The sequence below is a fragment of the Streptomonospora salina genome, from assembly GCF_014204715.1.
Taxonomy (GTDB): Bacteria; Actinomycetota; Actinomycetes; order Streptosporangiales; family Streptosporangiaceae; genus Streptomonospora; species Streptomonospora salina.
On record NZ_JACHLY010000001.1, the window covers coordinates 2450246 to 2477100 of the forward strand.

Annotated in this window: 27 protein-coding genes and 2 pseudogenes; 19 read left to right on the top strand and 10 right to left on the bottom strand. The window is 71.2% G+C overall.

Annotation, left to right across the window (positions count from 1 at the left end; translation table 11 throughout):
- Window positions 1-611 precede the first annotated feature (611 nt).
- A pseudogene (locus tag HNR25_RS25870) lies at window positions 612-812 on the top strand (hypothetical protein); the annotation flags it as partial.
- On the opposite strand, the gene HNR25_RS25875 reads toward HNR25_RS25870, so the two are convergent.
- Window positions 755-1783 (bottom strand): DUF6994 family protein, encoded by a 1029-nt coding sequence (locus HNR25_RS25875; protein ID WP_184634803.1) that lies wholly within the window; start codon window positions 1781-1783, stop codon window positions 755-757. The pseudogene HNR25_RS25870 and the gene HNR25_RS25875 sit on opposite strands and share 58 nt — an antisense overlap.
- A 181-nt stretch (window positions 1784-1964) precedes the next feature.
- Window positions 1965-2372, bottom strand: coding sequence for a MerR family transcriptional regulator (locus HNR25_RS11200; protein ID WP_184634804.1), 408 nt, complete (start codon window positions 2370-2372; stop codon window positions 1965-1967).
- A 47-nt stretch (window positions 2373-2419) separates the two neighbouring features.
- Here HNR25_RS11200 and HNR25_RS11205 point away from each other — a divergent pair, with 47 nt between their 5' ends.
- Complete coding sequence (locus tag HNR25_RS11205) at window positions 2420-3667, top strand: imine reductase family protein (RefSeq protein WP_184634807.1); 1248 nt, start codon at window positions 2420-2422, stop codon at window positions 3665-3667.
- Between the two features lie 159 nt (window positions 3668-3826).
- Here HNR25_RS11205 and HNR25_RS11210 read toward each other — a convergent pair whose 3' ends face one another.
- The 3 genes from HNR25_RS11210 to HNR25_RS11220 form a co-directional block, all read right to left on the bottom strand.
- The gene (locus tag HNR25_RS11210) at window positions 3827-5497 is read right to left on the bottom strand and encodes a DUF6297 family protein (RefSeq protein WP_184634809.1); all 1671 of its coding nucleotides are present in this window, start codon (window positions 5495-5497) and stop codon (window positions 3827-3829) included.
- Window positions 5490-6185 (bottom strand): ABC transporter ATP-binding protein, encoded by a 696-nt coding sequence (locus tag HNR25_RS11215; protein WP_221457510.1) that lies wholly within the window; start codon window positions 6183-6185, stop codon window positions 5490-5492. The genes HNR25_RS11210 and HNR25_RS11215 overlap by 8 nt, the downstream gene beginning before the upstream one ends.
- A 299-nt stretch (window positions 6186-6484) precedes the next feature.
- Window positions 6485-7498: a hypothetical protein gene (locus HNR25_RS11220; RefSeq protein WP_184634811.1), complete on the bottom strand. Its 1014-nt coding sequence runs from the start codon at window positions 7496-7498 to the stop codon at window positions 6485-6487.
- Window positions 7499-8287: 789 nt separating this feature from the next.
- On the opposite strand from HNR25_RS11220, the gene HNR25_RS11225 reads away from it, so the two are divergent.
- Window positions 8288-9856: a PepSY-associated TM helix domain-containing protein gene (locus HNR25_RS11225; RefSeq protein ID WP_184634813.1), complete on the top strand. Its 1569-nt coding sequence runs from the start codon at window positions 8288-8290 to the stop codon at window positions 9854-9856.
- Window positions 9857-10150: 294 nt separating this feature from the next.
- Window positions 10151-11329, top strand: coding sequence for a macrolide family glycosyltransferase (locus HNR25_RS11230; protein WP_184634815.1), 1179 nt, complete (start codon window positions 10151-10153; stop codon window positions 11327-11329).
- Between the two features lie 116 nt (window positions 11330-11445).
- Here HNR25_RS11230 and HNR25_RS11235 read toward each other — a convergent pair whose 3' ends face one another.
- Entirely contained in the window at window positions 11446-12105 is a 660-nt protein-coding gene (locus HNR25_RS11235) for a TetR/AcrR family transcriptional regulator (RefSeq protein WP_221457512.1), read from the bottom strand.
- A 194-nt stretch (window positions 12106-12299) separates the two neighbouring features.
- Here HNR25_RS11235 and HNR25_RS11240 point away from each other — a divergent pair, with 194 nt between their 5' ends.
- The 4 genes and pseudogenes from HNR25_RS11240 to HNR25_RS11255 all read left to right on the top strand — a co-directional run bounded on the left by HNR25_RS11240 (window position 12300) and on the right by HNR25_RS11255 (window position 15686).
- Entirely contained in the window at window positions 12300-13559 is a 1260-nt protein-coding gene (locus tag HNR25_RS11240; protein WP_184634817.1) for an FAD-dependent oxidoreductase, read from the top strand.
- 157 nt (window positions 13560-13716) lie between these two features.
- Window positions 13717-14235 (top strand): annotated as a pseudogene (locus HNR25_RS25880) (GrpB family protein); the annotation flags it as partial.
- 66 nt (window positions 14236-14301) lie between these two features.
- Window positions 14302-14721 carry a RidA family protein gene (locus HNR25_RS25885; RefSeq protein WP_184639186.1) on the top strand — a complete coding sequence of 140 codons (420 nt, stop codon included), beginning with the start codon at window positions 14302-14304 and terminating at the stop codon, window positions 14719-14721.
- Window positions 14722-14909: 188 nt separating this feature from the next.
- Window positions 14910-15686, top strand: coding sequence for an Rv1352/Rv1906c domain-containing protein (locus HNR25_RS11255; RefSeq protein WP_184634819.1), 777 nt, complete (start codon window positions 14910-14912; stop codon window positions 15684-15686).
- Between the two features lie 109 nt (window positions 15687-15795).
- Here HNR25_RS11255 and HNR25_RS11260 read toward each other — a convergent pair whose 3' ends face one another.
- On the bottom strand, window positions 15796-16467 hold the full coding sequence (locus tag HNR25_RS11260) for a TetR/AcrR family transcriptional regulator (protein ID WP_184634821.1): 672 nt from the start codon (window positions 16465-16467) through the stop codon (window positions 15796-15798).
- 163 nt (window positions 16468-16630) lie between these two features.
- On the opposite strand from HNR25_RS11260, the gene HNR25_RS11265 reads away from it, so the two are divergent.
- The 9 genes from HNR25_RS11265 (at window position 16631) to HNR25_RS11295 (ending at window position 22824) form a co-directional block, all read left to right on the top strand.
- Window positions 16631-17056, top strand: coding sequence for a cytochrome P450 (locus HNR25_RS11265; RefSeq protein WP_184634823.1), 426 nt, complete (start codon window positions 16631-16633; stop codon window positions 17054-17056).
- 1023 nt (window positions 17057-18079) lie between these two features.
- On the top strand, window positions 18080-18787 hold the full coding sequence (locus HNR25_RS11270) for a hypothetical protein (protein WP_221457518.1): 708 nt from the start codon (window positions 18080-18082) through the stop codon (window positions 18785-18787).
- A gap of 74 nt (window positions 18788-18861) precedes the next feature.
- Complete coding sequence (locus tag HNR25_RS26490; protein WP_281387496.1) at window positions 18862-18996, top strand: hypothetical protein; 135 nt, start codon at window positions 18862-18864, stop codon at window positions 18994-18996.
- A complete protein-coding gene (locus HNR25_RS25360) occupies window positions 18993-19223 on the top strand; it encodes a hypothetical protein (RefSeq protein ID WP_221457520.1) in 231 nt (76 codons plus the stop codon). Before HNR25_RS26490 ends, HNR25_RS25360 begins: the two co-directional genes overlap by 4 nt.
- Window positions 19224-19257: 34 nt before the next feature.
- Entirely contained in the window at window positions 19258-20181 is a 924-nt protein-coding gene (locus HNR25_RS11275; RefSeq protein WP_221457527.1) for an ATP-grasp domain-containing protein, read from the top strand.
- A gap of 17 nt (window positions 20182-20198) precedes the next feature.
- Window positions 20199-20417 carry a hypothetical protein gene (locus HNR25_RS11280; RefSeq protein ID WP_184634825.1) on the top strand — a complete coding sequence of 73 codons (219 nt, stop codon included), beginning with the start codon at window positions 20199-20201 and terminating at the stop codon, window positions 20415-20417.
- A complete protein-coding gene (locus HNR25_RS11285) occupies window positions 20410-20856 on the top strand; it encodes an MFS transporter (RefSeq protein WP_184634827.1) in 447 nt (148 codons plus the stop codon). Before HNR25_RS11280 ends, HNR25_RS11285 begins: the two co-directional genes overlap by 8 nt.
- A 301-nt stretch (window positions 20857-21157) precedes the next feature.
- Window positions 21158-21445, top strand: coding sequence for a hypothetical protein (locus HNR25_RS11290; protein WP_184634829.1), 288 nt, complete (start codon window positions 21158-21160; stop codon window positions 21443-21445).
- Between the two features lie 428 nt (window positions 21446-21873).
- Complete coding sequence (locus HNR25_RS11295) at window positions 21874-22824, top strand: sulfotransferase family protein (RefSeq protein ID WP_184634831.1); 951 nt, start codon at window positions 21874-21876, stop codon at window positions 22822-22824.
- Window positions 22825-22834: 10 nt separating this feature from the next.
- On the opposite strand, the gene HNR25_RS11300 is transcribed toward HNR25_RS11295, so the two are convergent.
- On the bottom strand, window positions 22835-23041 hold the full coding sequence (locus HNR25_RS11300; RefSeq protein ID WP_184634833.1) for a hypothetical protein: 207 nt from the start codon (window positions 23039-23041) through the stop codon (window positions 22835-22837).
- 242 nt (window positions 23042-23283) lie between these two features.
- Here HNR25_RS11300 and HNR25_RS11305 point away from each other — a divergent pair, with 242 nt between their 5' ends.
- Together HNR25_RS11305 and HNR25_RS11310 are read left to right on the top strand one after the other, a co-directional pair.
- The gene (locus tag HNR25_RS11305) at window positions 23284-24069 is read left to right on the top strand and encodes a maleylpyruvate isomerase family mycothiol-dependent enzyme (RefSeq protein WP_184634835.1); all 786 of its coding nucleotides are present in this window, start codon (window positions 23284-23286) and stop codon (window positions 24067-24069) included.
- Between the two features lie 125 nt (window positions 24070-24194).
- Window positions 24195-24527 carry a YrhK family protein gene (locus HNR25_RS11310; protein ID WP_221457528.1) on the top strand — a complete coding sequence of 111 codons (333 nt, stop codon included), beginning with the start codon at window positions 24195-24197 and terminating at the stop codon, window positions 24525-24527.
- Window positions 24528-24708: 181 nt separating this feature from the next.
- Here the strand turns inward: HNR25_RS11310 and HNR25_RS11315 are convergent, their stop codons facing one another.
- Window positions 24709-25452, bottom strand: a complete 744-nt coding sequence (locus HNR25_RS11315; protein WP_184634837.1) for an ABC transporter permease — start codon at window positions 25450-25452, stop codon at window positions 24709-24711.
- Window positions 25445-26179 (bottom strand): ABC transporter ATP-binding protein, encoded by a 735-nt coding sequence (locus tag HNR25_RS11320; RefSeq protein ID WP_312862490.1) that lies wholly within the window; start codon window positions 26177-26179, stop codon window positions 25445-25447. The genes HNR25_RS11315 and HNR25_RS11320 overlap by 8 nt, the downstream gene beginning before the upstream one ends.
- Window positions 26180-26855 lie beyond the last annotated feature (676 nt).

Here is a 26855-nt window from a genome sequence, read left to right on the forward strand (position 1 = left end):
GTGAACCGCGACCGGATCGCCCCGAATTCCCGCTCCTCTGCGAGTCGCGAGCGGCGGTTGGAAGCGGTCGTTATGGGATCGGTCGGCCTGCGCCCACCCATGCGTCGACGACCTCTTACGCTACGGCCCTCGATTCGAAGGGGCCACGTGATCGAGGAGTTCCTCGCCCAGCGTCCGGTGCGGCCGTTCGATCTCCGTCCAACTGCTGGAGTCGGCGCCGCACCTGTGTGCGTCTCAGCGGCCAGTATACGCAGACGGCCTGGACAGATTCAGGAAACAGGCGGAACACCAGGGGTAGATGCATGATCAGTAGGGCTTTGCTGGGAATCACCGCCGGCACGGTCAGTGGGATTGTTTTCGTGAACTCTGTTTTCGTGTTGGGATGGATTTCAGTCCATACCGGACTCGGTGGAGTTTACCATTCCCCCTTGTTCAGCCTGACCCACCATCCGTCTCTGGGGCATCCTACCCATATCTCGATTCATCCGGTTCCGATCTTCCTGTTCCTTGCTGGAATGGGAGGGGTCGGGTGCGTCTTGGGGTTGACGTTCGGAAAAATAAGGGCAACCGCACGCGACCGCACCAGATCCCGGTGATTCCTTCCGGGCGGTCATGTCGAACCCGGCGAACGGGTGGAGGCCGTCCTCGTCCGCGAATCGAACGAGGAGATCGGGGCAGCGGCCGGAGTGGGAAGGTTCTTCGCTTCACAGGTGTTCCTGTGCAGCCACACCGCCGAGGGAGGCGTGGCGCGGAACTATCCCGGACCCGCCGACAGTGCACCCGCCTCGCCCTCCACGAAGGCCCGAGGCTGAAGAGTCCTGGCGTACGCGGCGATACGGGCGTTCCTGGCGTGGATGAACTCCATGCTCGCCTCCATGAAGCGGCGGTACGTCGCCAGGTCCTGCGGCACTGCCGGGCCGTCGAACTCGTCGAACGGCATCGCGAACCGGACGCGGCCTCCATCGAGCAGATCGTGGAGGAGGAAGTGGTCGATGAACCCTTCGAAGGTCTCGAACAGGGCGAAGAAGTCGGTGTACCGGCCGAGAACGCCGCTGAGTGGACTCGATTGACCTGCGTAGTGGCGGCGGACGCACTCGACTGTGAGGTCGAACCGGTCGGCGATCCGCGGGTGGAAGCCGCGGGCGCCGTTGATCGTCTGCTTGTTTCCGATCTTGTTGCCCGGCCAGATCATCATCCCGCCGATGGTGTAGCCCAGGGTGTGGAACTCCTCGAACTCGCCGTCGCCGAGCTTCGCGACGATGTCCCCCGCCTTGTGCGGGAACGTGGGGATGACGGCGTCGCTGGTGAGCCAGAACCGTCCGTGGTCCGACTCGTGGTCGAGGTAACTACCCGGTCTTCCATCGGCGAGGTCGAAGCGTGTCCCGTCGGGCAGCGTTTTACTCCAAAGCGCTCGGTGGTAGCGGTGCAGTGTGTCGCTGTGGGCATCGGGGTCTTTGCCTGGGGGCGTGTCGGTCTGGACGTCATACGTCGTGTCGATCACGCGGTCGTCCAGCGGGCGCGACCTGCTCGGAGGTCGCGTCGCAGGTCCGGAGGCGCTGCGTGCGGCCTCGGCACGGGCGAAATGGTCGGGGCAGTAGATCCGTAGATGCCCCTTCGGTTGCCCGGCGTTCCGGTGCTTGATGACCATCAACCGGTCAGCGGGAAGGACGGCGCTGCATGTGGAGCACTTCCGGTACTCGGGGTCGTCGGCGTTCCGGTCGGGGATGACCTCGCCCAGGACTCGGGGCTCGTTGTAGGCGATCAGGTCTCGCTCGTCGTCCATGCCGGTGCTCCCCTTCGATTTCGCTCGGGCCTCAGTGTTCCGGAGGGCGGCGCCATGGTCGTGTCCACTGTCACTTGTCGTCGTCCGGGGCGCTGCCGGTGATCCGCGATGCCGGCCACGTGTGCGTGCGTCGCATGCCCTCGATCCGGACCACGCCATCGGGATGTCGGCTGTCGGGGACTCAGGCGGGGGTCGGCTCCGGCGCGGTAGTGCCGAAGGGGCCGTAGGTTTCGCCGCCGATTCGTGCGGCTTCGTCGATGTAGCGGGCCAACGCCTCTCGGGAGCGGGTCAGTGTGTCTACCCGCTCGTCCAAGCGGCTCAGCCGGGTCCGCATGGCCGCCAGAAGCTCCGGGCAGCCGACGAGATCGGGGGTTTCCCCGGTTGCGCACGGCAGCAGGTAGGCGATGTCGTCGGTCGACAATCCGGCGTCGAGGAGGTGCCGGATCTGCTTGACCTTGACGACGTCCGCCTGGCCGTACACCCGGTATCCGGCCGCGGTGCGGTCCGGCTCCAGCAGTCCCTGTGCTTCGTAGTACCGCAACTGATGGGCGTTGGCCTCGGTCTGGCGACTCAACTCTCCGATGTGCAACGTTCCTCCTTGACCTTCAGACCGGTATCAACGTTCACCATGCCGCTATGACTTCGCAACCGGATTCCGACGTGACGATCATCGGCCTCGGTCTCATGGGCAGGGCGCTGGCAGGCGCGCTTCTCAAGGCGGGAAACCGGGTCACCGTGTGGAACCGCACGGCCGCCAAAGCAGAGGGGCTTCTGGCTCAGGGGGCGCTGCTCGCCGACTCCGCCGGAAACGCGGTCAAGGCGAGCCCGGTGACCATCGCGTGCGTCTCCGACTACCGGGCACTGCAGCAGGCGTTCACTCCGGACTCCGCTGAGCTCGATGGTCGGCTCCTGGTCAACCTGGCGTCGGGCGATTCGGCGCAGGCCCGCGAGATGGCCCGATGGGCCGAACGACGTGGTGCCCGTTATCTCGACGGTGCGATCATGGCAGTCCCGGCGACCGTCGGCACCGCCGAGGCGGTGATTCTGCTGAGCGGCCCCAAGACCGCCGTGGACCGTCAGCGGGCCGTCCTCGACACGCTCGGAACCGCCACCTATCTCGGTGCGGACCACGGCCTGTCCGCTCTGTACGACGCCGCCGGCCTGAGCATGATGTGGGGCGTCCTCAACGCCTGGCTCCATGGCGTCGCCCTGCTTGCGACCGCTGACATCGCCGCCGCCGCCTACACCCCGTTCGCGGTGCAGATGGCGCACGGAACCGTCGGGTGGCTGGCAGGTTATGCCGACCAGGTCGACAGTGGAACGTACCCGCCCGACGACGCGACGCTCGCCACCCATGCGGGAGGAATGGCCCATCTCGTCGAGGAGAGCGAGAGGCTGGGCGTCGACGCGAAACTCCCGAGGCTGTTCATGTCGCTGGTGGACCGGGCGATCAGTGCCGGCCACGCAGGGGAGAGCTACCCGGCTCTGATCGAGCAGTTCGATCAGGGAGCGGGCATGACAGGCGACACGGATGGCCCGGGCGGCTGCGCCGCCGACCTGCCGGCGGCCTACATCTCGATGTGGAACGAGCGGAACCCGCGATCCAGACAGTCGATCGGTGCCGAGGTCTTCACCCCGGACGCGTACTACGTCGACCCCGATACCTCGGCCCAGGGCAGGAGGGCGATCGACACCTATGTCGCAGGCTGGCAGGAGCGGTTCCCCGGTTTCGTCTTCACCCTCGGCGAGGTGACCGGCCACCACGATGTCGCGCACTTCGGCTGGACCTTCGGGCCGCCTGGCGGGCCGCCGGCAGCCTCGGGCGTGGACGTACTGGTCATCGAGCAGGACCGAATCAGCAGGGTCTGCGGCTTCTTCGACTAGAAGCCGGGGGGACGAGAACGGCGTGGCCGGAGGGCCGGTCCCGGGTGTGTCCTCGGCGCCGCCTCGGCGGCGGGGACGCTTCCGAGGAGACGGGCGGGGTGTCCTCGGCCGGGTTCGGGGCGGGGTGAGGCGTTCGTCCCGCCTCTCGGCCCGCCCCCGTCAGACGGCGCTGTCCAAAGCTGTCCGCGCCCGGCGCCGCGCCCACCAGGCCAGGGCCGCCGTTCCGGCGAGCAGCCAAAGCGCAGCGGTCCACGGCTCGTCCAGTGCACCCGAAACGGTGGGCCAGGCGAGCGCCACCAGGCTCGCCGGCCCTGCGGCGTGCCAGAGCAGTATCTGCACCGGAGCGCTGTTGCCGAAGGGGGTGTCGTAGCCCACCGCGAGGTAGAGCGGCAGCGTCCCCCGGTACACGCTGACGAGTGCGGCGGCGACCGCTGCGAGGGCCAGGAGCACGGCGCGGACGGCGAGGTGGCCGTCCGTGTCCGACGCGACGGCCGCGGCGGTGCCGGACAGCGCGGTGATCGCCACGAGCAGCGCCGAAGGCACGAGCCCGTGCAGGAGACCCAGTGCGCCGGGTGTGCAGGGGAAGTACCGCGCCAACCGCGGATCGGTGGCCTCCGCCCGGGCGGCGCCCAGGAGCTGGGATGCGGCCGCGTAATGCAGTGCCGGAACCGCAGCGGTCAGCACGAGGCCGACCGTCGAGACCGGATCGGTCGGCGCGTGCGCCACCGCGACCGCGGCCGCGGACAGCAGGCAGGCGCGCAGCAAAGCGATCGGTGACCGGAGGGCGGCGAGTGCGTCGCGCCAGGGCACGGTCAGCCACGTGCGCCGCGGCGGGGGCAGGCGGATCCGGTAGCGGCTGCTGACGTGCGAACCCGCGAACGTCGTATGCAGCAGGTTCGGGTCGACGACCCAGAAACCGCTGCGCACGCCCATCGCCGCGGCGGCGTGGGCCTTGAGCTGGCGGCGGTGGGCACGACGCGGCAGGGTGCGCATCGACCAGACCAGCGTGCCGGCGACGAGCGCGGCCAGGAGCAGCAGCGCCGGCCAGGGCGCTGCGCTCCCCGACACGGCCGGGGGCGAAAACGCCTGGGACGCCCATCCCCAGGGGCCGGACCACAGGACGAGACCGGTTGCCGATGTCGGCCCCGGGCTCGCCCACGCCTGCACGCCGGCGCCGCAGAACAGCAGCAGCACCAGGTAGTAGAACGGGCGCAGCGCCGCGAGCGCACGCCGCCGACACACGGTGGCCGCCGCTCCCGATGTCGCGGTAAGCGCCCCGGTGAGTGCTCCGGCCAGCGCTGCCCGGGCCAGGGGCGCGACCGCGCCGTCCACAGGAGCGGGGACCGCGAACCGCCATAGCCCGATGATCGCTGCGAGTCCGAGTACTGCGCCGAGGGCGGTTCGCGCTGCGACCGTGCGCCACAGTGCCGGGCGCAGCACCGCCGACCGGTCGACGGGCTGTGTGAGAACCCAGTCGATGACGGCCGGCTCGATGCGCACGGCGCCCCGGACCGTGGCGTCGTAGACCGCGCTCCACAGCACGAGAAGAAGCGCGGCGGCGGCGAAGAACGGCAGGGCGAACACCGGATCCGCCGCCCGCTCCGGCGGGGCGGCGCCGGAGCGCAGCGTCTGATGAACGGCGGTGGCCAGGGGAACCGCGATCAGCGAGCCGCCGACGACCGCCAGGTATACCCGGTAAGCGATACCGCCGCTGCGCTCGGAGGGCCGGGCCGTGCGACGGCGCCGAAGCGTGCGGAGGACGGTTCTCGTGCGCCGGCGCCGTCCCGACGCCCGCTCCTTCGGACCGGCCTCCGGAATCCGGCTACTCACCGCCGGTCCCGCCGTCTCCGCGGGACCCGTCGCCGCTTCGCGGCTCCCCTTCGTCCAACTCGACGGTCCGGTCCGCCAGCCGATCCGCCAGGGAGCTCTGGTGCGTCGCCAACAGCACGACTCCGCCCTCGTCCTTGATGCGTTGCAGGGTGGCGCCCAGCCATGTCCGAGCGGGGCCGTCGAGATGGCTCTCCGGTTCGTCGAGGACGAATACGCGCGGCTGCGGCGGTAGCAGCATGGACGCGATCGCCAGCAACTGCCGCTGGCCGCGGCTCAGCGTCCGGGGATTGGCTCGGGCGTGGGCGTCGAGCCGGCACCGGGCGAGGGTCTCGGAGATCCGGGCGTCGCCGCCTCGGCCCAGACCATGCCCGGCCGCCACCAGTTCCAGGTGCTCACGCACGCTGAGGTCGGGAAAGTAGCTGAGCTCCTCAAGGACGAAAACGGCTCGCCGGAACTCGGGGTCGGTCGGGCGGGGCGGCGCCCCGAGTACGGAGACGCTCCCCGCCGTCGGTCGGTCCGTGCCGGAGGCGACGCGCAGCATCGTCGACTTCCCCGACCCGTTGGCGCCCACCAGTGCGACGCATTCGCCGGCGTCGGCACGGAGGTTCACCGGGCCTATGGCGTGGGCCGGACTGTACGCGCGCACGACGTCGTCGAAGAGCACCGCCGGTCGGTCGTGGGACGGCAATGGGGCGGATCCTTACTGGAACGGCGAGTGGGGCGCAGCGGGCCGGCCGGCGGGAGCGTCCGTGTTTCGTTCCGGCCCCGGCTTGCCGCGTCCATGCCGGGTCGGTGAAGCAGGCGCCGACCGATTATCCCCGATCCTCCCGACGGTGCCGGTGGCGCATCCGGCTCGACGGTCGGGGCGGACCTGTCTTGGCGGCGACGCCCACGCGGAGCGGCCGCATCACTCGCGGCCCCTCCGCGCAGCCGGTCCTGTGCAGCGCCGCCGAGGACCCGCCGCCACGTACGGCTCCACCCGCCGCCTCACTGAGCAGCGCGTTGAGGATCCGCGATTGCCGTGCCCCGGTATCCGATGGGCCCCTCGTTGTGCCGCTGGTAATAGCCGAGGAAGCCTCCGGCGCCCGGCTCGAACGCGACGGATCCCGAATTGCCCTGCTGGTCGCGCCAGGTGATCCGCTCCACCGGCGTTCCCGAGTCGTCGACGAGCAGCCGCAGCTCGCCGGAGCGGTGCCAGCCGCCGCCCCAGCCTTCTTCGGTGCGGAAACGGTGCAGCGCAGCGCTTCCGACACCGTCCTGCAACGCCCACCTCTCCGACAGCCGGCCGCGGTATTCGGTCAGGCCGCCGTGGGGATCGCGGTGGTAGCCGTGGAAGTCCTCCATCGCCGACTGGAAGCTCACCGCCGACTCCGAGCCGTCCGCGCTGCGCCAGGAGATCTGCGCGGGCAGTGACCGCTCTCCGCGGTCGACGTGGATCACCAACGACCCGGTCGACTGGGGTTCCCAGTCGGCGTCGCTGCCCTTCCTTCTTGTCGTGTAGCGCAACACCGACTGCTCGGCCGCCGCCGCGGCCATCGCCCGCTCCGACCGGCCGCGCTCATATACCGGATCGAGGGTGATGCGGTACAACCACAGCTCCGTGCGGGACTCGAGGCTGCTGCGGACCTCCAATCGGTTGGTGCTGCGCCGCAACCATCGTCCGGGGACGGCGAACACGCAGGTCTGCGGCAGGTCACCGCCACCGGGAACGGTGAGGTGGGACGTGATCGGCTCGCCGTTGACGAGGACGGTCATCGGTGCGTGTCCAGGCGACGGTCCGGCCTTGGACACGAGCGCGGTCACCTTGAGAGTCACCTCCCCGATGTCGGCGCAGCCGTCGTCGTCTTCGTCCGCGTCCGCGTCCGCCGTGAAGGACAGCGCGACGTCCCCTCCCGCATCGAGTGCGAGGTGGTTCTGCCGGAACGTGCAGCGGCGGTACTGCACAGCGGCGTTGCCCAGGTGCGGTTCATCGACGGAGAAATCGGCGAACGTGGGTTCCAATGGGGCTCCCGGGGGGGTGTGAGAGGGCCGCCGCTCCGACGTGGAGCCGACGGCTGAGGGGGTGAGGACGCGCGGAATGTATCGAGCCGGTCCGACAAGCAGCACGCGGTCAGCGCGGTGCTCGACGACTACATCCCCCTTGCCGACGGCGATCCGTCGTCTCTCCAGCGCAGAGCCGCGCTGTGCGCTCGGTGCGTGGGGTGTTCGCGCACGCGTCGCGACCGGACTCCGGAGAGCACTCCGGACGTTCCGCGGTTTTCGGTGGTGGCGGGTGCCGCTTCCGCGTGCGGCGTGCGCTCGGCGGCAAGCCGGCCCACGCGCTTCGCGCATCGGCCCCAGTGCCGCGACTCTTGTGCGGCGTCGCGCGTGGTTTGCGAGGGTGCCTTCGTGTCCGCGGGGGGGGATCAGCGAACTCCCACCACCGATTTCAGGAGACGGGGGAACGAGACCGCATCCTCGGGGTAGCGGAATTGTCACCATAAGTGTTCTTATGGTCTCCACCGACCTGACAGGGACTCTTCATGCCCCGCCATCCCCTCTGGCGCGGTTCCGCCCCTCGTGGCCCCTTCCGCGTGGGTGCTTCAGCTGCGCGTCGCGCTGCTCTGGTCGGCGCGGCCACCGACGGCCGTCGACAGCTGCCGAACTCCCGCGGGGCCGCTCGCGCGGCCGGTTCCGGACGCAGGGTCCCGCGGTCGCGGTGCGATCCCCCATCGGCGCGGAGCTTGCCGTGCTCGGCCTGACGAGCGCCGCCGAAGCCGCCGCGCCGGCGACGAGAGGAGAACATCCCCCATGTCCCGCGAAACCGCCACCGACAGACCCGCACCGGACGCGCCGGCGCCGGAACCCTCCGGCCGCCGCCGGGCGTGGGCGGCACTGCGCCCGCTGGTGCTGCGCCTGCACTTCTACGCCGGGGTGTTCGTCGCCCCCTTCATCCTGGTCGCCGCCGTCTCCGGGCTGCTGTACGTGTGGACGCCCCAGATCGAAGAGGCGGTCTTCGCCGATCAGCTGCGTGTGGAGCCCGCCGGGACGTCCCTGCGGCTGAGTGAGCAGGTGCGGATCGCCGAGGAGGAACTTCCGGACGCGGAACTCGACGCGGTCCGCCCGGCCACCACGGACGAGGACTCCACCCGGGTACTGTTCGACGTCCCCCGGTTCGAGGGCAGCCACCGGATGACCGTGTTCGTCGACCCCCACGGCGGCGAGGTGCTCGGTGTGATGGAGACCTACGGCACCAGCGGCGCCCTCCCGGTGGCCACCTGGATCGACACGCTGCACCGCAGCCTGCATCTGGGCGACGTGGGACGCCTGTACAGCGAACTGGCGGCGAGCTGGATGTGGCTGGTCGCGCTGGGCGGCGTCGGGCTGTGGGTGTCGCGCAAGCGGAGCTCGGGCTCGTCCCGAGAGTCGGACTCCTCGCGCTCCTCGCGCTCCTCGCGCTCCTCGCGCTCCTCGGGCGGCCGGGCGCGCCGGTTGCTGCTGCCCGGGGCGGGGACCTCGCGGGGGCGCATGCGGTCGATGTCGGTGCACGGCGCCACCGGCCTGTGGCTCGCCGTGGGGCTGCTGTTCCTGTCGGCGACCGGGATGACGTGGTCGCAGTACGCCGGCGCCAACATCAGCGAGTTGCGGGAGCGGCTGTCCTGGAGCACCCCGGCCGTCTCCACACAGGCGCCGACGGACCCGTCCGGTCCGCAGGACGCGGCGGATCCGGGCTCCGGCGCCGGGGTCGACGCGGTGCTGGACAGCGCGCGCGAGGCCGGGTTGGACGGTCCCGTCGAGGTGGTCGTGCCCGACAGCGCCACCCCGGTCTACGTGGTGGACCAGGTCGACCGCAGCTGGCCCACACGCGTGGACTCGGCCGCCGTCTCGGCGGAGACCGGGGAGGTCACCGACGTCGTCCGCTTCGAGAACTATCCGCTGATGGCCAAGTTCAGCCGGTGGGGCATCGACGCCCACATGGGCGTGCTCTTCGGCGTAGCCAACCAGCTTGTGCTGACGGCGCTGGCCGGCGGGCTGATCACCGTGGTGGCCATGGGCTACCGCATGTGGTGGCAGCGGCGGCCCGCCCGGGCGGGCGCTGCGGCGGTGGGGCGCCCGTACCCGCGCGGCTCCTTCCTGGCCCTGCCCGTGCCCTACAAGGTCGCGGTCGCGGCTGTGCTGGCGGTGGTCGGCGTGGCCGTGCCCCTGTTGGGCGCGTCGCTGCTGCTGTTCCTCGTCGTGGACGCCCTCCTGGGGTGGCGGGCGCGCCGGAAGGGCCGGGATCCGCGCGCAGCGGGACCGGACGCGCCGCGTGCGGCCCCCGAGGGGCGGCGGGCGGCCGCGGATCCGGCGGCGTCCGACCCCGGATCCGCGCGGCGGTGACCCGCGGGGCGGGAGCGGAGCGACCGGCCCGCGGCCGCTGCACGCCGCGGAGCCGGCGCCCCCGTCCGCTTCCGCGGCCGCCGCGGCCGCTCGCGGAAAAACCCGCTGCGGTCTCCGGGCGCACGCGCTAGCATCCCGGCATGTACTTCCGCCAGATCTACGAGTGAGGGAAGCGGCGCGCATCGCAGGCGCGGCGGCGCAGCCCGCAGGCTGCGCCCGTCGGCGGCACGGTGTCGACGCGTCCCACCCCCAGTAGCCGGCCCCGCAGCCCCCTCGGATCCGAAGGACGTACCCATGCCCCAGCGCGCCCATATCGCCGTGGTCGGCGTGCCCGCCGTCAGCCACGTTCTGCCCGGTCTGGAGATCGTCCGCGAGCTGGTGCGGCGCGGCCACCGCGTCACCTACGCCGACGATCCCGTGGTGGCCGACCTGATCACCGGTGTCGGCGCCGAACTGGTCCCGTTCACCACCACCCTGCCGCTCGACGACGCGGAGTGGCCGGACGACCCCGTCACGGGGATGGACATCTTCCTCGACGACGCCATCAGCAGCCTGCCCGTCATCCGCGCCGCCTACGAGAACGACCGCCCGGACGTGTTCCTCTACGACATCGGCGGCTACTCCGCCCGGGTGCTGGGGATCGACTGGGACATTCCCGCCGTGCAGCTCTCACCTTCCTATGTCGCGTGGGCCGGCTACGAGGACGACGTCCTGCCGTGGTTGCGCGCGCAGCCGGGCGCCGAGGAGCACTTCGCGAAGTTCGAATCCTGGCTGGCGGAGAACGGCGTGCACGGGCTGGATCCCACCTCGTTCGCCGGCAGGCCGGATCGGGCGCTGGCGCTGGTCCCGCGCGCGATGCAGCCCCACGCCGACACCGTCGCCGACACCGTCACGTTCGTCGGCCCCTGCTTCGGCGACCGCACCGACCAGGGATCCTGGAACCGTCCCGAGGATGCGGAGAAGGTGCTGCTGGTCTCACTGGGGTCGGCCTATACCAACCGGCCCGAGTTCTACCGCCGGTGTCTGCAGGCTTTCGGGAACCTTCCGGGCTGGCACGTGGTGCTCCAGATCGGAACGTATGTCGACCCCGCGGAGCTGGGCGAGATCCCGGGCAACGTGGAGGTCCGCTCCTGGGTGCCGCAGCTGGCCGTGCTGCACGAGGCCGATGCGTTCGTCACCCACGCCGGGATGGGCGGAGCAGGCGAGGGCCTGTACACCGGGACTCCGATGATCGCGGTGCCGCAGGCCGTCGACCAGTTCGACAACGCCGACCGGCTCCAGGAACTCGGTGTGGCACGCCGCATCGACACCGACGACGCCGCTCCCGAGGCGCTGCGCTCCGCGCTGCTGGAACTGACCGCCGACCCCGAGGTCGCCCGGCGCCTGACCGGCTTCAGCGCGGGTCTCCAGGCCGGGGGCACCGCTTATGCGGCCGACCTCATCGAGGCGGAGGTGCCGGGTCTTCAGCGGTGACGGGGTTCTGGGCCGGCTGCGGGGGTGACTCGGGCGGACTCGTGCGGCGCCGGGGTGTCGGGACTGCAGGAATCGTGCGGCGCCGGAGCACGGCCGCGTCGCCTGAGCCCTCGTGTTCAGGACGGGCTCGCGTGCTCCGGGAGGTCGCCCGCGAGGTAGTGCTGGAGGTTGGGCGCCAGCAGCGCCACGAGGTCGTCGAAGGCGAGTGAGGCCATGGGGTCGACGCGTACCACGTGCCGGGCCATGGCCACCCCGACGAGGTGGGTGGCCGCCAGCTCGGCGCGCAGCCGGGGCCGGTCCGCACCGAGTGCCGAAGCCACCTGTTCGACGATGCGGGTCTGCAGGAAGTCCCGCATCAGCCCGGTGGCCTGGTCGCTGGTCAGGGCGGTGCGCATCATCGCCATCAGCGCGGGGCCGGTCTCCGGGTCTTCCCAGAGCCCCAGGTAGATGCGGACGAAGTGCTCTCCCAGGTCGCCGGGGTCGCAGTCGGGGAGCAGCTGGAGGCGGGACAGTACTGCTTCGGGAAGGTACAGCGTGGCGGCGAAGAGCCGGTCCTTCGTGCCGTAGAAATGCCGCACCAGGGCGGGGTCGACGCCGGCGTCGGCGGCGATGCCGCGGAAGGTGGCGCCCGCGTAGCCCTTGGCGGCGAACTGCTCGCGCGCCGCGACCAGGATCGCGTCTTTGGTGCCGCTCCGCCCGGGTCTGCGTCCGCCGGGCCGCCGGTCTGCCTCGTCCGTGTCCTCCGCGGCCATGGCGCCCCCTCCACTCAATTCCATGCACGGGGAATTCTATCCCCGCCCGGGAGCGCACCGGCCTGCGCGCAACCCCGCGCCCCGACGTCGACTCCACAGCCGTTGACATCCACACACGTGGAATTCTACGTTTGTGGAGATCAGTGGACGCCGGTCGGAGGCGTGCCGGACGGCACGAAGGGGAACACGCCCCGCATCGGGAACGAAGGAGTCCGACGATGGGCGACACGACCACCTGCGCGATCATCGGCGGCGGACCGGCCGGAATGATGCTCGGCCTACTGCTGTCCCGCGCCGGAGTGCAGGCCACCGTGCTGGAGAAGCACGCCGATTTCCTGCGCGACTTCCGCGGCGACACCGTCCACCCGTCCACCCTCGGCCTGCTCGACGAGCTGGGCCTGGGCGAGCGCTTCGCCGCCCTGCCCCAGAGCAGGGTCGAAAAACTGACCGTCGCAACCGGCGACGGGGCGATGCTGACCGTGGGCGACTTCCGCCGCCTGCGCCGCGCCCATCCCTACATCGCCATGGTTCCGCAATGGGACCTGCTGAACCTGCTCGCCGACGCCGGCCGGGACGAACCCTCCTTCACGCTGCGCATGAGCACCGCGGCCACCGACCTGATCCGGGAGAACGGGCGCGTGGCCGGGGTGCGCTACGACGGCCCCGACGGACCCGGCGAGCTGCGCGCGGACCTGACCGTGGCCTGCGACGGCCGCTCGTCGATGGTCCGCGGCCCGTCCGGTCCGCCCGTGCGCGAACACCCGGTCGGCTTCGACGCCTGGTGGTTCCGGGTGCCCGTCCGCGGCGCCGTGGCGCCGTTCCTGACGCCCCGCGCGGGCGCCGGCAGGCTCGCCGTCCCCATCCCCCGGACGGGCTATCTGCAGATCGCCTACCTGGGCCCCAAGGGCACGGACCAGGCCCTGCGCGCACGCGGCATCGAGGCGCTGCGCCGCGACATCGTCGAACTGATGCCCGAACTGGCCGACACCGTGGACGAGTTGGCGTCCATGGACGAGGTCAAGCACCTGGACGTGCGGTTGGACCGGCTGCGCCGCTGGCACACCGACGGCCTGCTGTGCATCGGCGACGCCGCACACGCCATGTCGCCGATCGGCGGGGTGGGCATCAACCTCGCCGTCCAGGACGCCGTGGCCACCGCGTCCCTGCTCGCCCGGCCGCTCAGGGACCGCCGGGCCACCGGCGCGAAGCTGGACGCCGTCCGCCGCCGGCGGCTGCTTCCCACCGTGGTGACCCAGGGCCTGCAGCGGATCCTGCACAGGCGGGTCGTGGCACCGATCCTGTCCGGGCGGCGCCCCACTGCGCCCCGGCTGCTGCCGGCCGTGGTTCGCACGCTCCCGCAACTGTCGGCCGTACCGGCCTACCTGGTCGGCGTAGGCGTCCGCCCCGAGCGCGCCCCCGGCTTCGCCCGGCGCGCTCCGCAGTCGGCGACGACAGAGGGAGACGGCGTCGGCCCCTGAGGCTCGGACCGGGCGGCGGACCCACTCGTCCGCCGAGGTCTCGCCGCGTGTGTCTCTGGAGCCGCTCTCGGCGCCGCAGGTGGCTCCGCAGAAACGCTCGGCGCCCGCGCGGCGCGCGGCTCTCCGGAACGTCACCGGGCCTGACTAGTGTGACCGGATGAGCGACGATCCGCCCGCATGGGCGCATGAGCGGGCCGAGGTGACTCCCTACGATCCGCAGTGGCCCGTACTGGCCGGTGCGCAGCGCGAACACCTGGCCGAGCTGTTGGCGCCGTGGCTGGTGGGCGGGGTCGAGCACGTCGGCTCGACGGCCGTGCCCGGACTCGCCGCCAAACCGGTGATCGACCTGGCGGCCTCCGTCAGCGACCCGGACGCCGTGGTCGAGCGGGTCGGAGAGCGACTGGCCGCGGACGGCTGGTGCCACGTGCCTCCGGAGCTGGACGCCCGACCGTGGCGGCGCTTCTTCGTCAAGCCCGACTCCACCGGGCGGCGGCGCGAGGCCCATCTGCACCTGATCCGCGCGGGCCACCCCCGCTGGGCCGAGCAGATCCGGTTCCGCGACGCGCTCCGCGGCGACGACCGGCTCGCGCAGCGGTATGCGGAGCTGAAGCACCGGCTGGCGCGCGAGTGCGGCGGCGATCGCGAGGCGTACACGAAGGGCAAGGAGGAGTTCGTGGAGAGCGTTCTCGGCGAGCAGGGTGATTCCGGCGGCTCGCACGAACGGGCGGCCGGCGGCGTGCGGCTGATCCGCGACGCGGAGCTGACCGCCGCGGTGGACTACGCCTACGCCGCTGTCGCCGATCTCGCCGGCGCGGCGGACCGGCCGGTGCGCGCCGTCTGGACCGCGGGCGCCTGCCCCCTGGACACCGACGGCCGCACGGTCGCGCCCGGCGACGTCGCCGCCCAGGCCCGCCAGGTGATGGGCAACCTGCGCCAGGCGCTGGGCAGCGCCGGGGCCTCGCTGGACGACGTCGCCAAGACCACGGTCTACGTCGCCTCATCGGACCCGACCGACCTGGTCCGAGCGTGGGAGGTCGTCCGCGAGCACATGGGCGACCACGACGCCCCCGGCACCCTGCTGGGAGTCGCCGTCCTCGGCTACCCGGACCAGCTCGTCGAAGTCGAGGCGGTGGCGGTCGTCGCCGGGGCTGCGGCCGGCTGAGGGACGCGCCCGGCCGATCCGCTGGCGGCACGGCATGCCGGATACAAATTGACAGTGTTTTCAGTTATTGGTGTACTGAATATGCTTTCATATGTCGGCCGAGGGCGTGTCGGCGACTCCGGTGAGTGCGGGCTGTTGCGGCTCCGCGCCGACCGGCATGCCGGGCCCCTCCCTTCGGAGGAATGAACATGAGATCCCCCTTAAGCCCGGCGCTCGGCCTCGTGGTCGTGGCCGCGTTGTCCGCCTGCTCCCCCGAAACCACTGCGACCGCGGACGGCTCGTCTCCCCGGCCGTCCCCCGAACCCTCCGCTCCGGCCGCTGCGAGCGAAACACCCTCGCCGAGCCCCGAATACGACGAGGGGACGTTCGAGATCGAGTGCTACTACGCGGACTCCAGCTCGGCGGAGGAGTTCACCGACGTCGGCGACGCCTGGGAGGAGTCCGACGACATCGCCGGCTGCAGTGCGGACTATCTCGGCGGCGACTTCACCGATAAGCAGGACGACGCCTACGAGGCCGCCGGGTACGGAAACCGGCACGACCTCGCCACCCTCTACGAGCTCTGCGCGGAGCCCGGCGGCCACGTCGACACCCTCGGCGGGACCGACGGCGGCCTCGCGCCGGACCAGGTCGAGGAGTTCGACGGCATGCTCGTCCTCTGCCCCGACCACCCGCAGGCGGACGCGATCCGAGAAGCGCTGGACACCGCCCGGGCCGACGCGCAGCTGGAGGAGGAAGGCCGCAAGTTCGATTCCGGCACGTTCCTCGTCGGCGACGAGATCCAGCCGGGCACCTACTACTCCGAAGGCCGCCTCGACGGGTGCTACTGGGAGCGCACCGACAGCGCCGGCGAGATCATCGACAACAACTTCATCTCCAGCGGCCGCCGGGTCCAGACCACCGTCGCTGCGTCCGACTACAGCTTCCACAGCAGGAGCTGCGGCACCTGGCGGCCGGTCTCCTGAGGGGGACCCGGCCGCGAGCCCGGGGGGTGGCGCGGGGTCACCGGCCCGGCGGCCCGCCCGGCACGGGCCCGACCACGGGAGCCACAGCCCATCCGGGGGGGGGAGGGGGTCAGTCGTCGGGGGCGGCGCGCCGGATCTCCAGACCGCAGGCGGCCGCCGCGTTGTCGGCCAGCGCGATGGCGGTGGCCTCCTCGTCGGCGGCGGTGTGCTCGGCGGAGAACAGCTGCGCCAGGACGTAGAACGCGCCGGTCAGCCACACGCTGATGCGCTCCTCCAGGTTGTGGGGGGCGCTGGTGCCGCGCTCGGCGTGGGTGGCGCGTGCGCTGTCGGCGATCGTCCGGGTCCAGGACTGCAGGATGCCGATCCACTCGCGCTGCAGCGCCGCTCCTTCCGGACCGATCCGGTCCAGGTGGAGCGTGGCCAGCCACACCGCGGTGTGCCGGCGCCACTTGTCCAGCAGCGCACGCACGCCGCGGCGCAGGTAGGCGTCGGTCGCCTCGCCCGATGCGGGCAGGGTGACCGCTCGCATCTCGTCGCTGCGCTGCTCGACGAGTGTGCGGATCAGGTCGGTGACGCCCGCCGGGAAGTGCCGGTAGAACGTCTTGCGCGACTTGAGGCCGGCGCGGTCGGTCACCGCTGTCACGGTCATCTGGCTCAGGGAAAGGTCCTCGTCCAGCAGCCCCTCGGCCGCGGCGAGCAGCTTGGCGCGGGTGCGCTCCAGTTTCCGCCGGTACTGCCGCGTGTTCGGGGCGGCGTCCGGATCGGCCGCGGGACAGGACATGCCCGGTACTCTACTACAAAGACACACTGTGTTGCTTTTTGCGGGCGAAGATGGGCAGAATCAGCACGACCGGACCCCACGGACCGGCCGCATCCCCGCGTTCACGGAGGGATCCGCGTGACTGCCACTCCCCCGGCACTCGGCCCCGCCGACGCCATGGCCGGTGTCCTCGACCACGGCAACGCCGCCCCCTATCCCCTGTACGCCCGCCGGAGTCGAGGAGATCCTGCCCTATGAGCCGCCCGTCCACATCGACCTGCGGGTGACCACCGAACCGGTGGTACTGGGCGGGACCGCGATCGATGCCGGGCAGCAGGTGTTCCAGATTCTGCCGGCCGCCAACCGCGATCCCCGCGTCTTCGCGGACCCGGAGGCCTTCGACCCGTGGCGGACCGACGCCCGGTCGCACATGAGCTTCCTGTCCGGGCCGCACCACTGCATCGGAGCCGGTCTGGCCCGCCTGGAGGGCGAAACCGTGTTCACGGGCCTGCTGGAGCGCTTCCCCGGCCTCCGCCCGGCCGGCGATCCGGTGCGCCGCACCCGCGACACGTCCACTCGCGGTCTGGGCACCCTGCCCGTGCGGCTGTGACCCCGAGCCGCGAGACGGCTCGGCAGGCGCGCCAGGACGGGGCGCGCCGACACCGTACTTGTGGCCGGTCTCGCACACCGGGATCGGCCACAAGTACGCGAGCGGCGGGATCCTCCGAGGAGGGCGCTCAGCACATCGCCCCGCCGGACGGGAAGAGCGCCCCGTCGGCGCTCGACGGCGCCGCTGTCGGGACGAGGCGGGACGGGCGCGCCTGCATGGGCACCGGCGCGCGGACTCCCGGGGATGCGCGGGTGGTCGTGCCGTCCGTCTTCGGTGAAACGGCTGCGGCAGGGGTGGCGGTAGCGGTAATGTCCAGCATCGATTCCCTTTCTGCGGAAGGGGTCAGGGGGGAGATGCGGCCCCGGCGCCCGGCGGGGGACTACGGGGCCGGGGCCGCGTAGTCGCACGCCGGTGTCGGCGCTTGGGGCCGGGGGGCTCAAGCGCCGAACCACCGACCCCCGGTCAGGTCGCAGGCCGGGTGGAACCGCACGCGGCGGTGGGCGGGCAGGACATCGTCGCCCCACGGTGTCCGGATCCGGCCCCGCGGCGGGCCCCGGCGCGATGCCGGACCCGCCGCCGTTGCGCAGGCCAAGGCGCCCGCCGGCGATGCGGTCCACGCGCAGCGCCGTGCCGCCGCCGGGTTCGCCGCAACCGGACCGGCGCCCGCTTTCTCCTGCGACGCTCCGCCGTGCGGAACGGCGCTGCCCCGGCCTGCGGCTCTGCACTGCCGCACCCCGCGTCAACCCGCACGGCTCCGAACCGTGCGAACCACGGGGGCCGGTGCGGCTCCGGGACGATAACCGCCAGTCGGACCTGCAATTAAAAAACCGGCGCCGAGAATGAATCGGCGTAGAACCGGCGGAACGGCAAGATCACGAAACGGGTTCCGGAACAACCTGCACAGATTGACGCGTCCTCGTGCGGTATGGAAGGTTGCCTTCGACCGGGGGATCCGCCGGAAACCGAAAGGCCGATTGTGGACACCTCTGCAACTTCGACGAGCCCGTCGAGTCCACGTACAAAGTGAAGAAGACGTTCCTGGCCGAGGGGTTTCTCGCGGTATTCGCCGAGCTCGCCGCGACACCGGCGATCGGATACCTCAACGTCAACGCGGGCGACGTCTACCAGGACATCCACCCCAAGCGGGAGCTCCAGAGCAGCCAGTCGCAGAAGGCGCTGAACGAGATCCACTTCCACAAGGATCTCGCCAACCGTTTCGTGCGCCCCGACCAGGTGTACATGGTCGGCATGCGCAACGACCCCGCCAACGCGGTGTACACGACCTTCGTACGCAACATCGACGTGACCGCGGCGTTCACCGATGCGGAGATCGCGGTGCTGCGCATCCCCGAGTTCCACACACCGTTCGACGACCCGACCGTCAAAGGCGGGAGCCTCGAACTCGGCGAGGCCGACAAGCATCCGGTCCTCAGCGAAGAGCACAACATCCGCATATTCGAGAACCGCACCGTCGGCACGACCGACCGGGCGAAGGCGCTCGTACCCAAGATCATCGAGGTACTGCACCGCTGCAAGCAGCGGGTATTCATCGAACCCGGAGACTTCGTCATGACCTACAACAACCACACTGTGCACGCGAAAGAGGTCGTGGCGGTCGGCGACGCCGAAGCGCTGCGCACACGCTGGATCATCAAGACCGTCAACGTGGACGACCTCGACCCGCACCGGCCGCATATCATGCCGGGAACCGATCACCTGGTCGTCGGCTGAATCCCTACCCCGCACTCCCCCCGCTCCCGGCAGCCCGGCACCGGCAACTGGGGTGCGAGGTCAAATTCGACCTGATGGGCTACCTCAAGCGCTGCGACGGCCGGATCTGGATCGAGTTCCAGACCCGCCGGGAGCTGATGGACCGGCGGCGGCTCGAAGACACCGCCGCCGACCTGGTCGACCGCGTCCGGGAAGGGGTGCGGCCATGACGCACACGCTGCCGGTGTGCTCCGGAAAACGCCGCGTGGCACCGGAGGTGCTGCGCCACCCGGCGGTGGGCGCGCTCAGTGTCGTGACCGAGACCGGACACCCCGACATCTACGAGGGCGCCGCGGTCGAAACCGTCGCGAGCATCGAGGACTACGAAGCCGTGCTCGCCGCAGGCGCTGCGCATCAACCGCGACCGGCCGATCGACGACGTCCTGACGCCCTATGAGACCGGGCTGCCGGCCGGCGCGTTCGTGCGCACCGTGCTCGGGTTGCCGGGCGTCGGCTTCCACACCGCCACCGGGTTCACCGACAAGTACGCGATGAAGCGGCGGCTGGCCGCCGCCGGGATCGACGTCGCCGGGCACCGGCTGGCCCAGGACCGCCCGCACGCGGTCGAGGCCGCGCACCGGCTCGGGTTCCCCGTCGTCGTGAAACCCCTTTACGGGGGCGGCAGCATGGGCGTCGCCGTGTGCGCGGACGCCGACGAGGTCGAACAGTGGTGGGACCGCTTCGCGGCGGGCAAGCACCGCCCGGCCGCGCTCGTGGAACGGCGCGCCGACATCGTCGCCGAATACCACCTGGACTCGATCGTCCTCGACGGCCGAGTGCGGTTCTCGGTCGCTTCGCGCTACCTCGAACCGATGCTGGAGACCGCCCGGGTCCGCCACCCGTACGCGTCCTACCAGCTTCCCGGCGACCACCCCGACAGCCGGGAGGTCACCGCCCTGCACGAGCGCGCCGTCGCGGCGCTGGGGCTCGGCTCGGCCGTCACGCACATGGAGGTGTTCAAGACCGACGACGGCTGGCTCGCCTCCGAGATCGCGTGCCGGGCCGCCGGAGGCGCCATCCCCGAGGCGATCGCGATGCGGCACGGGCCCGACCTGTTCGACACCGCCATCGGGCTGTCGCTGGGCAGGACGCCCGACGTGACCGGGCCGGCCCCGTACGACTACGCCTACTTCGGGCACGTCGCCCTCGGCGTCCGTCCGGGCACGGTCACGGCCATCTCGACCGAGGAGGCCTTCGCCGGCGTTCCCGGCGTGGTCGCGACCGACATCCGCGCCAAAACCGGCGACACCATGCCCGAGGCGTTCTACTCGGCGACCGCGTCGCGGTTCTCGACTCCCGACGGCCCGACCTGCCCGAGCGCACCGCCCACCGGGCCGCCGCGGTACGGTTCCTGACCGTCGCGCCCGGAACCGTGACCGCCGTCGACGACGCCAACCGCCCCGGTGACTACGAGCAACTGCGGATCGGCGCCGAGGTCGGCGACGAGGTCGCCGACCTCACGAACTCCTGGCGCCGGACCGGCCACGCCGTCACCGTCGGCGCCGACGCCGACGAAGCCGCCGCCCGCGCCCGCGCGGTCGCCGACCGGGTCACCGTGACCACACGCCCCGGCGGGGCGGCGGATGCGTGACCGCCTGCCCGCGTGGGTCCCCCGGGACCGCAACGCCGTCATCCTGGTGGCCGCCATGCTGGTGGGCACCTTCGGTACCGGCATGTTCCTCGCCGGTTCGGCGATCTTCTTCACCACCACCGGCGGGCTGACCGAGATCGAGTTCGGCACCGGCCTCGCCGTCGCCTCCGTCGCCGGGCTCGCGGCCGCGGTCCCGATCAGCTCCGTGGCCGACTGGGCGGGCCCCAAGCGGGTCCTGGTGATCGTCTACCTGTGGCGCTCGGTGTGGTTCGCGGTGCTGGCGTTCACGTCGGGCCCGTTCGGCTTCGCCGCGGCCGCCTCCCGCCCAGGCCGCCGCCCAGCAGTGCTCCACCCCGATCCTGCAGGCGCTCATCGGTCGCGCTGCTGCGGGTGCCCGACGACGCCCGCGTCACCGCCAAGAACCCCTTCCCGGGCCTGACCGCCATCACCGACTGGCGCTACCTCGCCATGGCCGCGTCCAACGGTGTCCTCGCCCTGCACATGACCCTGCTGGCGGTCGGCGTGCCGATCTGCCCGCAAGCAGGGGGATCAGGGGGATATCGCCGAAGGCGGCACCGCGCCAGAGTGTCCGAGGTGGGTAGGACACCGGGTGCGACCGCGAACGACCGGGCGGGTCCGGGAGCGCGCAGGCCGCCGGGTGTGGTCGGCTGCGGGGGCAGCGGCCGTCCGGGCCGGCAGTGGGGGCCGCCGGTGGGGGCCGCGGTGAAGGGAGAGAGCCCATGGGTGCACGCGGCGAGGACGCCGACGCCGAGGCGCGGATCCAGGCCGTGGCCGGGTTGGCGCTGGGGGCGTTCGGAGCGGCGGCGCTGTACACGGGCATTGCGCGCGCCGAGTCGCTGCTGGCGGCCGCCGGGGTGGTGGCCGGTATGCTGGCGATCGGGTTCGTGGCGTTCTCCGCGGTGCGGCTGCGCCGCATCCGCCACGGAGCGGACGGCGCCGGGGCGGCCGACGATCCCGAGGACACCGCCGCGCCCGCCGGGGATCCGGACGACGCCGGCCTCCCGTGACCGGCGAGTCCGCAACGGACAGCGGGGCACGGGGCTGATGCCGGGCCGAGGCGGGGCGCAGAAGCCTGCGGCGACCGGACGGCGCGTCCCCGCGGGGCGGCCGCCCGAACCGTGCGCGGATCCCGGCCTCCCGACGGGCTCCGGCGGCTCCCCTGTGCTGGATCCGCCCCGACCCCGAGTGGTACACCCACACCCCTCGGGTGCTGACTCCGTAGACGGCGACGAACCGGACATGTGCCGGGATCGCGGTGCCTGTCAGGCGTGCGGGCCTACATCCGTTATCGGGTATCTATATTAACGTTGTATTTTACTCATGTTCGGCGCGTATATTCAGGCGCCGTCGAGTCGCCCGTGCCCTCAGCATCACCGTGCCGTGTCCGGCTCGGGTCGGACGCGAGTGATCCGCGAGGAAAGGACGTCGAGGGCTGATGGGCAACGTGCGGTCCGGTATCAAGCGCAGGACGCGACTGCTGGCTGAGGCGCTGGGCCCGCCGAAGTCGCGCGCGGCGGGCGGCGGTGCCGCCGCGTCGGCCCCCGCGAAGAAGCCCGCGGGCGCCCAGCCGGCGAAGAAGCCGACCGGCGCCCGGGACCAGGGGGTCACATCCGCCAGGCCGCCCAAGCGCACGGTGACCTACGAGTACCAGGTGCCGACCGTGCCCCGCCAGGTCGATGCCCCGGTCTTCGTGATCAGCCCGGTGCGCTCGGGATCCACCCTGCTGCGGATGCTGCTCAACAGCCACTCCCGCGTCCGCGCACCGCACGAGCTGCACCTGCGCACCGTCGAGGTGCAGCTGGCCGAGGACTTCTCCGCCAAGTCGATGAAGGAACTCGACCTCGACCGGCTCGAACTCGAGCACATGCTGTGGGACCGCATCCTGCACCTGGAACTGGAGCGCACCGGCAAGGACGTCGTCGTCGACAAGACGCCGGGCAACGTGTGGGCGTGGGAGCGGCTGAGCTACGCCTGGCCGCACGCCAAATTCGTGTTCCTGCTCCGCCACCCCGAGGCCATCATCAGCTCGCTGGCCGGCCGGAAGAACAACACCGCCACCCGGGAGCAGCTCGACGCCAACGTGCTGAAGTACGTCGAGCCGCTGGAGCGGGCGCGGGACGCCGTGGGAGGCCATACCCTCCGCTACGAGGACCTCACCGCCGACCCCGAAGCGACGCTGCGCAAGCTCTGCGTGTACCTGGACGTGGACTGGGAGCCGGGCATGCTCGACTACGGCGAGTTCGACCACGGCACGATCGGCGCCAACCTGGGCGACCGCAGCGCCAACATCCGCTCCGGCCGGATCCAGACCCCCGCCGAATCCCACACCTCCGCCGCGCTCTCGCCGGAGCTGGCCGAGTACGCGGCGGCGTGGGGCTACGACTGAAGGATCGCTTCTACTCTGCGCCGAGCTTGCGGCGGCGGGCGTTCATGCCGAAGACGGTGCCGGCCACCGCGCAGGCCAGGATCATGAGAGCGACGCCGGGAGCCTGGGCCGCGCCCTCGAAGGTGATGCTGCTGGCGAAGCCGGCCATGAGGACGACGACGAGCAGGGCGAGCGCGGACTGGTCGCTGATGCGGATCCGGGCGGGCTTCGCGGACACGTGGAACCTCCAGGATGATCACGGGCTTCTGCCACACGCCGTTGTACCCGATCACCGTTGTGGAACCCGTGCGGGATCCACCGGGCCGCCGACGCCGCGCCCGGCGTCGGCGCAGGCCACCCCACCGGTTCCGCTGCCGGAGGCGCCCGGCGGCCGGATGCGGCCGATCCGGCGCGCGCAAACCCGACCGCACCGGCATTTCAACCGGGTCCCTGTCATAGCCCCCCGGTACATTCGGGTGCGTGCTAACCGTGAGTCGCCTCGCCGACGCCCTGAACCGCCAGACCGACGGAGTCCTCGCCCTCGCCCGCGGCGCCGATCTCGACCGGACGGTGCCCACGTGCCCGGACTGGGACCTGCGTGACCTGCTGCACCACCTCGGGCAGGCCCACCGGTTCGCCGCGGACACGGTCCGGCGGCAGGTGCTGGAGCCCGGCGACCTGGCCGGTCCGGCCGACCTTGCTGCGCCGGACGGTACGGCGGATCTGCAGGAATGGCTCGCCGCCGGCCCCCGCGAACTCGTGGAGGCCGTAGACGCCGCCGGAGCGGATCAGCCGGTGTGGAACTGGAGCGGAGAGGACCAGCGGGCCGGGTTCTGGCTGCGCCGTATGGCGCACGAGACCGCCGTGCACCGCGTCGACGCCGCCTTGGCGGTCGGCGCGCCCTACGAGACCGACACCGAGCTCGCCGCCGACGGCATCTCCGAGTGGTTGGCGCTCGTAGCCAGCCCGGGCGCCGCCGCGGGGCGTCCGGAGATGATCGGCCGGCTGCGCGGCCAGGGGCAGACCCTGCACCTGCACGCCACCGACTCCCCCGGCCCGGACACGGCCGGGGAATGGCTCATCCGGCGCGGAGAGGACGCGGTCACCTACACCCACGAGCACCGCACGGCCGACGTCGCCGTGCGCGGCCCGGCGGGCGACCTGCTGCTCGCGCTCCTCGGCCGGATCCCGCCGGACGACGAACGGATCGACGTCCTCGGCGACACGGCCCTGCTCGACCACTGGCAGCGCAACGCGGCGTTCTGAAGCGCGGCCCGGCGCCTATCCCGACCGCACCGGGCCGCGTGGCGCGCCTCGGCGCCGGCGTATCGCACCCGGCGCTTCCGGGCAGTACTCCGCACGACGGGTGCAGCGCGGCGAAGGGCGGGGACATGGCCGAGTACGCGGGCAAGGGTGCAAGCAAGGGCGGATCGAACCTGGTCCTGCGGATGGGCGACGAGGAGCTGGTCGTTCGGCGCCGTTACGAGGCGGCCAGCATCGCCAACGACATCCTGATCGCACTGTGGTTCATCGTCGGCAGCGTCATGTTCTTCTCCTCGGCCTGGGAGACCGCCGGCACGTGGTGCTTCCTCGCGGGAAGCGCCGAGCTGCTCATACGTCCGCTGATCCGGCTGGCCCGCCTGGTGCACGTGCGGGGCGTGCGCTCGCGCGCGGCTGCGAACGCCCCGGGCGAGCTTCCGCACGAGTCGTCGCAGGATTTCTAGGGCCGCATCAAGCAACGTCGGCCCGGGTGGAGCCCCGGTCCGCACCGAGCGCGGGGTTTTCACCGGCACAGTGCTGGAGAACGGTTGAAACCCCGCGCTCGTTTTCGGCGAACCCGATGCCCGACGCCGCGCCGCCGTCTCCAGCCACCTTCGCGTGGTCCCGTCCGCTGCCCGGTCACGCTCATGTGACGTCTCGGGTGGCGAGTCGCCAATAGGCCGCATATCCGGCCAGCGCCAGCCAGCCGGCGATGACCAGGAGCGCCCAGGGAACCGAAAGCGCCTCCTCCTTGCCATCCAGATACACCGAGCCCATCGAGAGCTGCATCGTGAACTTTCCGACCTCGGGGACGAAGGCGAACAGCGTCTCGTCGACGAAGAGGGTCACCACGAGCAGCGTGGCCACCGCGGCGGCCTGGTGGCGGATGACCCAGCCGAGCAGCACGCCCCACGGCGCGGCCAGCGCGATCACCGAGGAGACACCGATCAGGGTGCGTGTCGCTTCTCCGGTCCACTGCGGCTCGACCCCGAACACGGCGAAGAATCCCCACACCGACAGCGGCGCGAGGACCGCGGTGAGCAGTGCGAAAAGTACGCCTATCCCCGTACCGACGGCTGTCTTGGCCGCCAAGAGCCGGACGCGCCCTCCGCTCAGCAGAACCGATCGGCTGATGGCGCCCGAACTGTACTCGCGCGTCACGAATATCGCGCCGAACAGCATGGCGGGAAGAAGAATGGCGAACCAGGACCGGATCACTTCAGCGGTGGCCGCCGCGGTATCGGTCATGCCGTCGCCGATCTGCTGGCTCATCGTCGAGGAGGCGCCACTGCTCCCCAGCAAACCGATGAACAGCGCGACCGCGGCCATGATCCACCAGGTACGTCCGCTCCATGCTTTGAGCCACTCGGCACGCAGCACCTTAGGCATCGTTCTGCCCTCCTGTCGCCGCACCGACGAGGTCGAAGAACCGGTTCTCCAGACTCTCCTGCTTCTGCGAAACCAATTCATCGAGCGGACCGCTGTAGCGCAGCGTGCGCTGCAGGATGACGACATCGTCCACGGTCTGCTCGACCTCCGCCAGCAGGTGGCTGGAGAGCAGGATGGTACGTCCCTCGTCGGCGAGGGAGCGCAGGAAATCACGCAGCCAGCGGATGCCGTCCGGGTCCAGCCCGTTGGCCGGTTCGTCCAGGACCAGCAGTTCGGGGTCGGCGAGCAGCGCGGCCGCCAGCGCATGGCGCTGGCGCATACCCGTCGAGTAGCCGTTGAGCTTGCGGTTCGCGCTCCCGGCGATCCCGACCTGTTCCAGTACCGCATCGACCCGCGCGCCGGGCACACCCAGCATGCGGGCCCAGATCAGCAGATCGCGGTATCCCGTAGTGCCCGGGATCGGGGCGACGCCGTCCATGCTGACGCCGACCCGGCGAGCGGCGTCAGGCAGCTCCTGATAAGGACTGCCGAACACCGTGGCCTTGCCGGCGCTCGGCTGCGCGAGCCCCAAGAGCATGCGCAGCGTGGTCGTCTTACCCGCGCCGTTGCGGCCCAGCAGCCCCGTGATACGGCCCGGCCGCACGCTGAAGGAAACGTCCTCAACTGCGGTGACGTCACCGAACCGCTTGGTCAGACCGCGGAATTCCGCTGCTGTCGCGGTACTCACCCTTGCCCCTTACGGCGATTCCGGTTTGCTTGGAACGCGCAGAGATACACGATAGCCACCAGTGCGACCACAAGAACCCACCACACGACCCCGTCAAGCAGGGGAGCGACATACAGGAAGATTCCACTGGCCAACGTAAGGATAACGATTATGGGTGTGTTCGATATTTCTTTGTCTTTATTTCTCGACATGCAAAACCCCGTTTCAGCGGATACGCAGGAGCACGGAATACGCGCTTAGGTATTTCATGCTCCGAAAGTTACCCTCGGTCAGCCGCACGGGCAATACATAGCCGGGTGAGGTCGGTGGAATACCTGGTCGCGGACCGATGACGATCACCGGCACGCGCTTAGCACAGCAGAAGCGCCCTGCACAAGGGCGGGCAGACCTGACAAGCCTGCTACTACGCGGACCGCGCCGCCGGCGAGGACTCCGCCGAGCTGCCGGCGGCCGTGGACGCGGCCTCCACCCGGCGGGGCCGACCGGCTCCCGGATCCCCGCCGCTGCGGGGATCACGCGCGTTGGCGCAGGTCGGAGCGGGCCGCGACGCGCACCCCTCGGGGGGAGCCGCGAAGGTGCTCCGGAAAAGCCGAACAACCGGTTTACACGCGGGGGTGATCTGGTTACCGTATTGGGAGCGCTCCCAAGCGTGACGCACATCATGACAACCAGAACC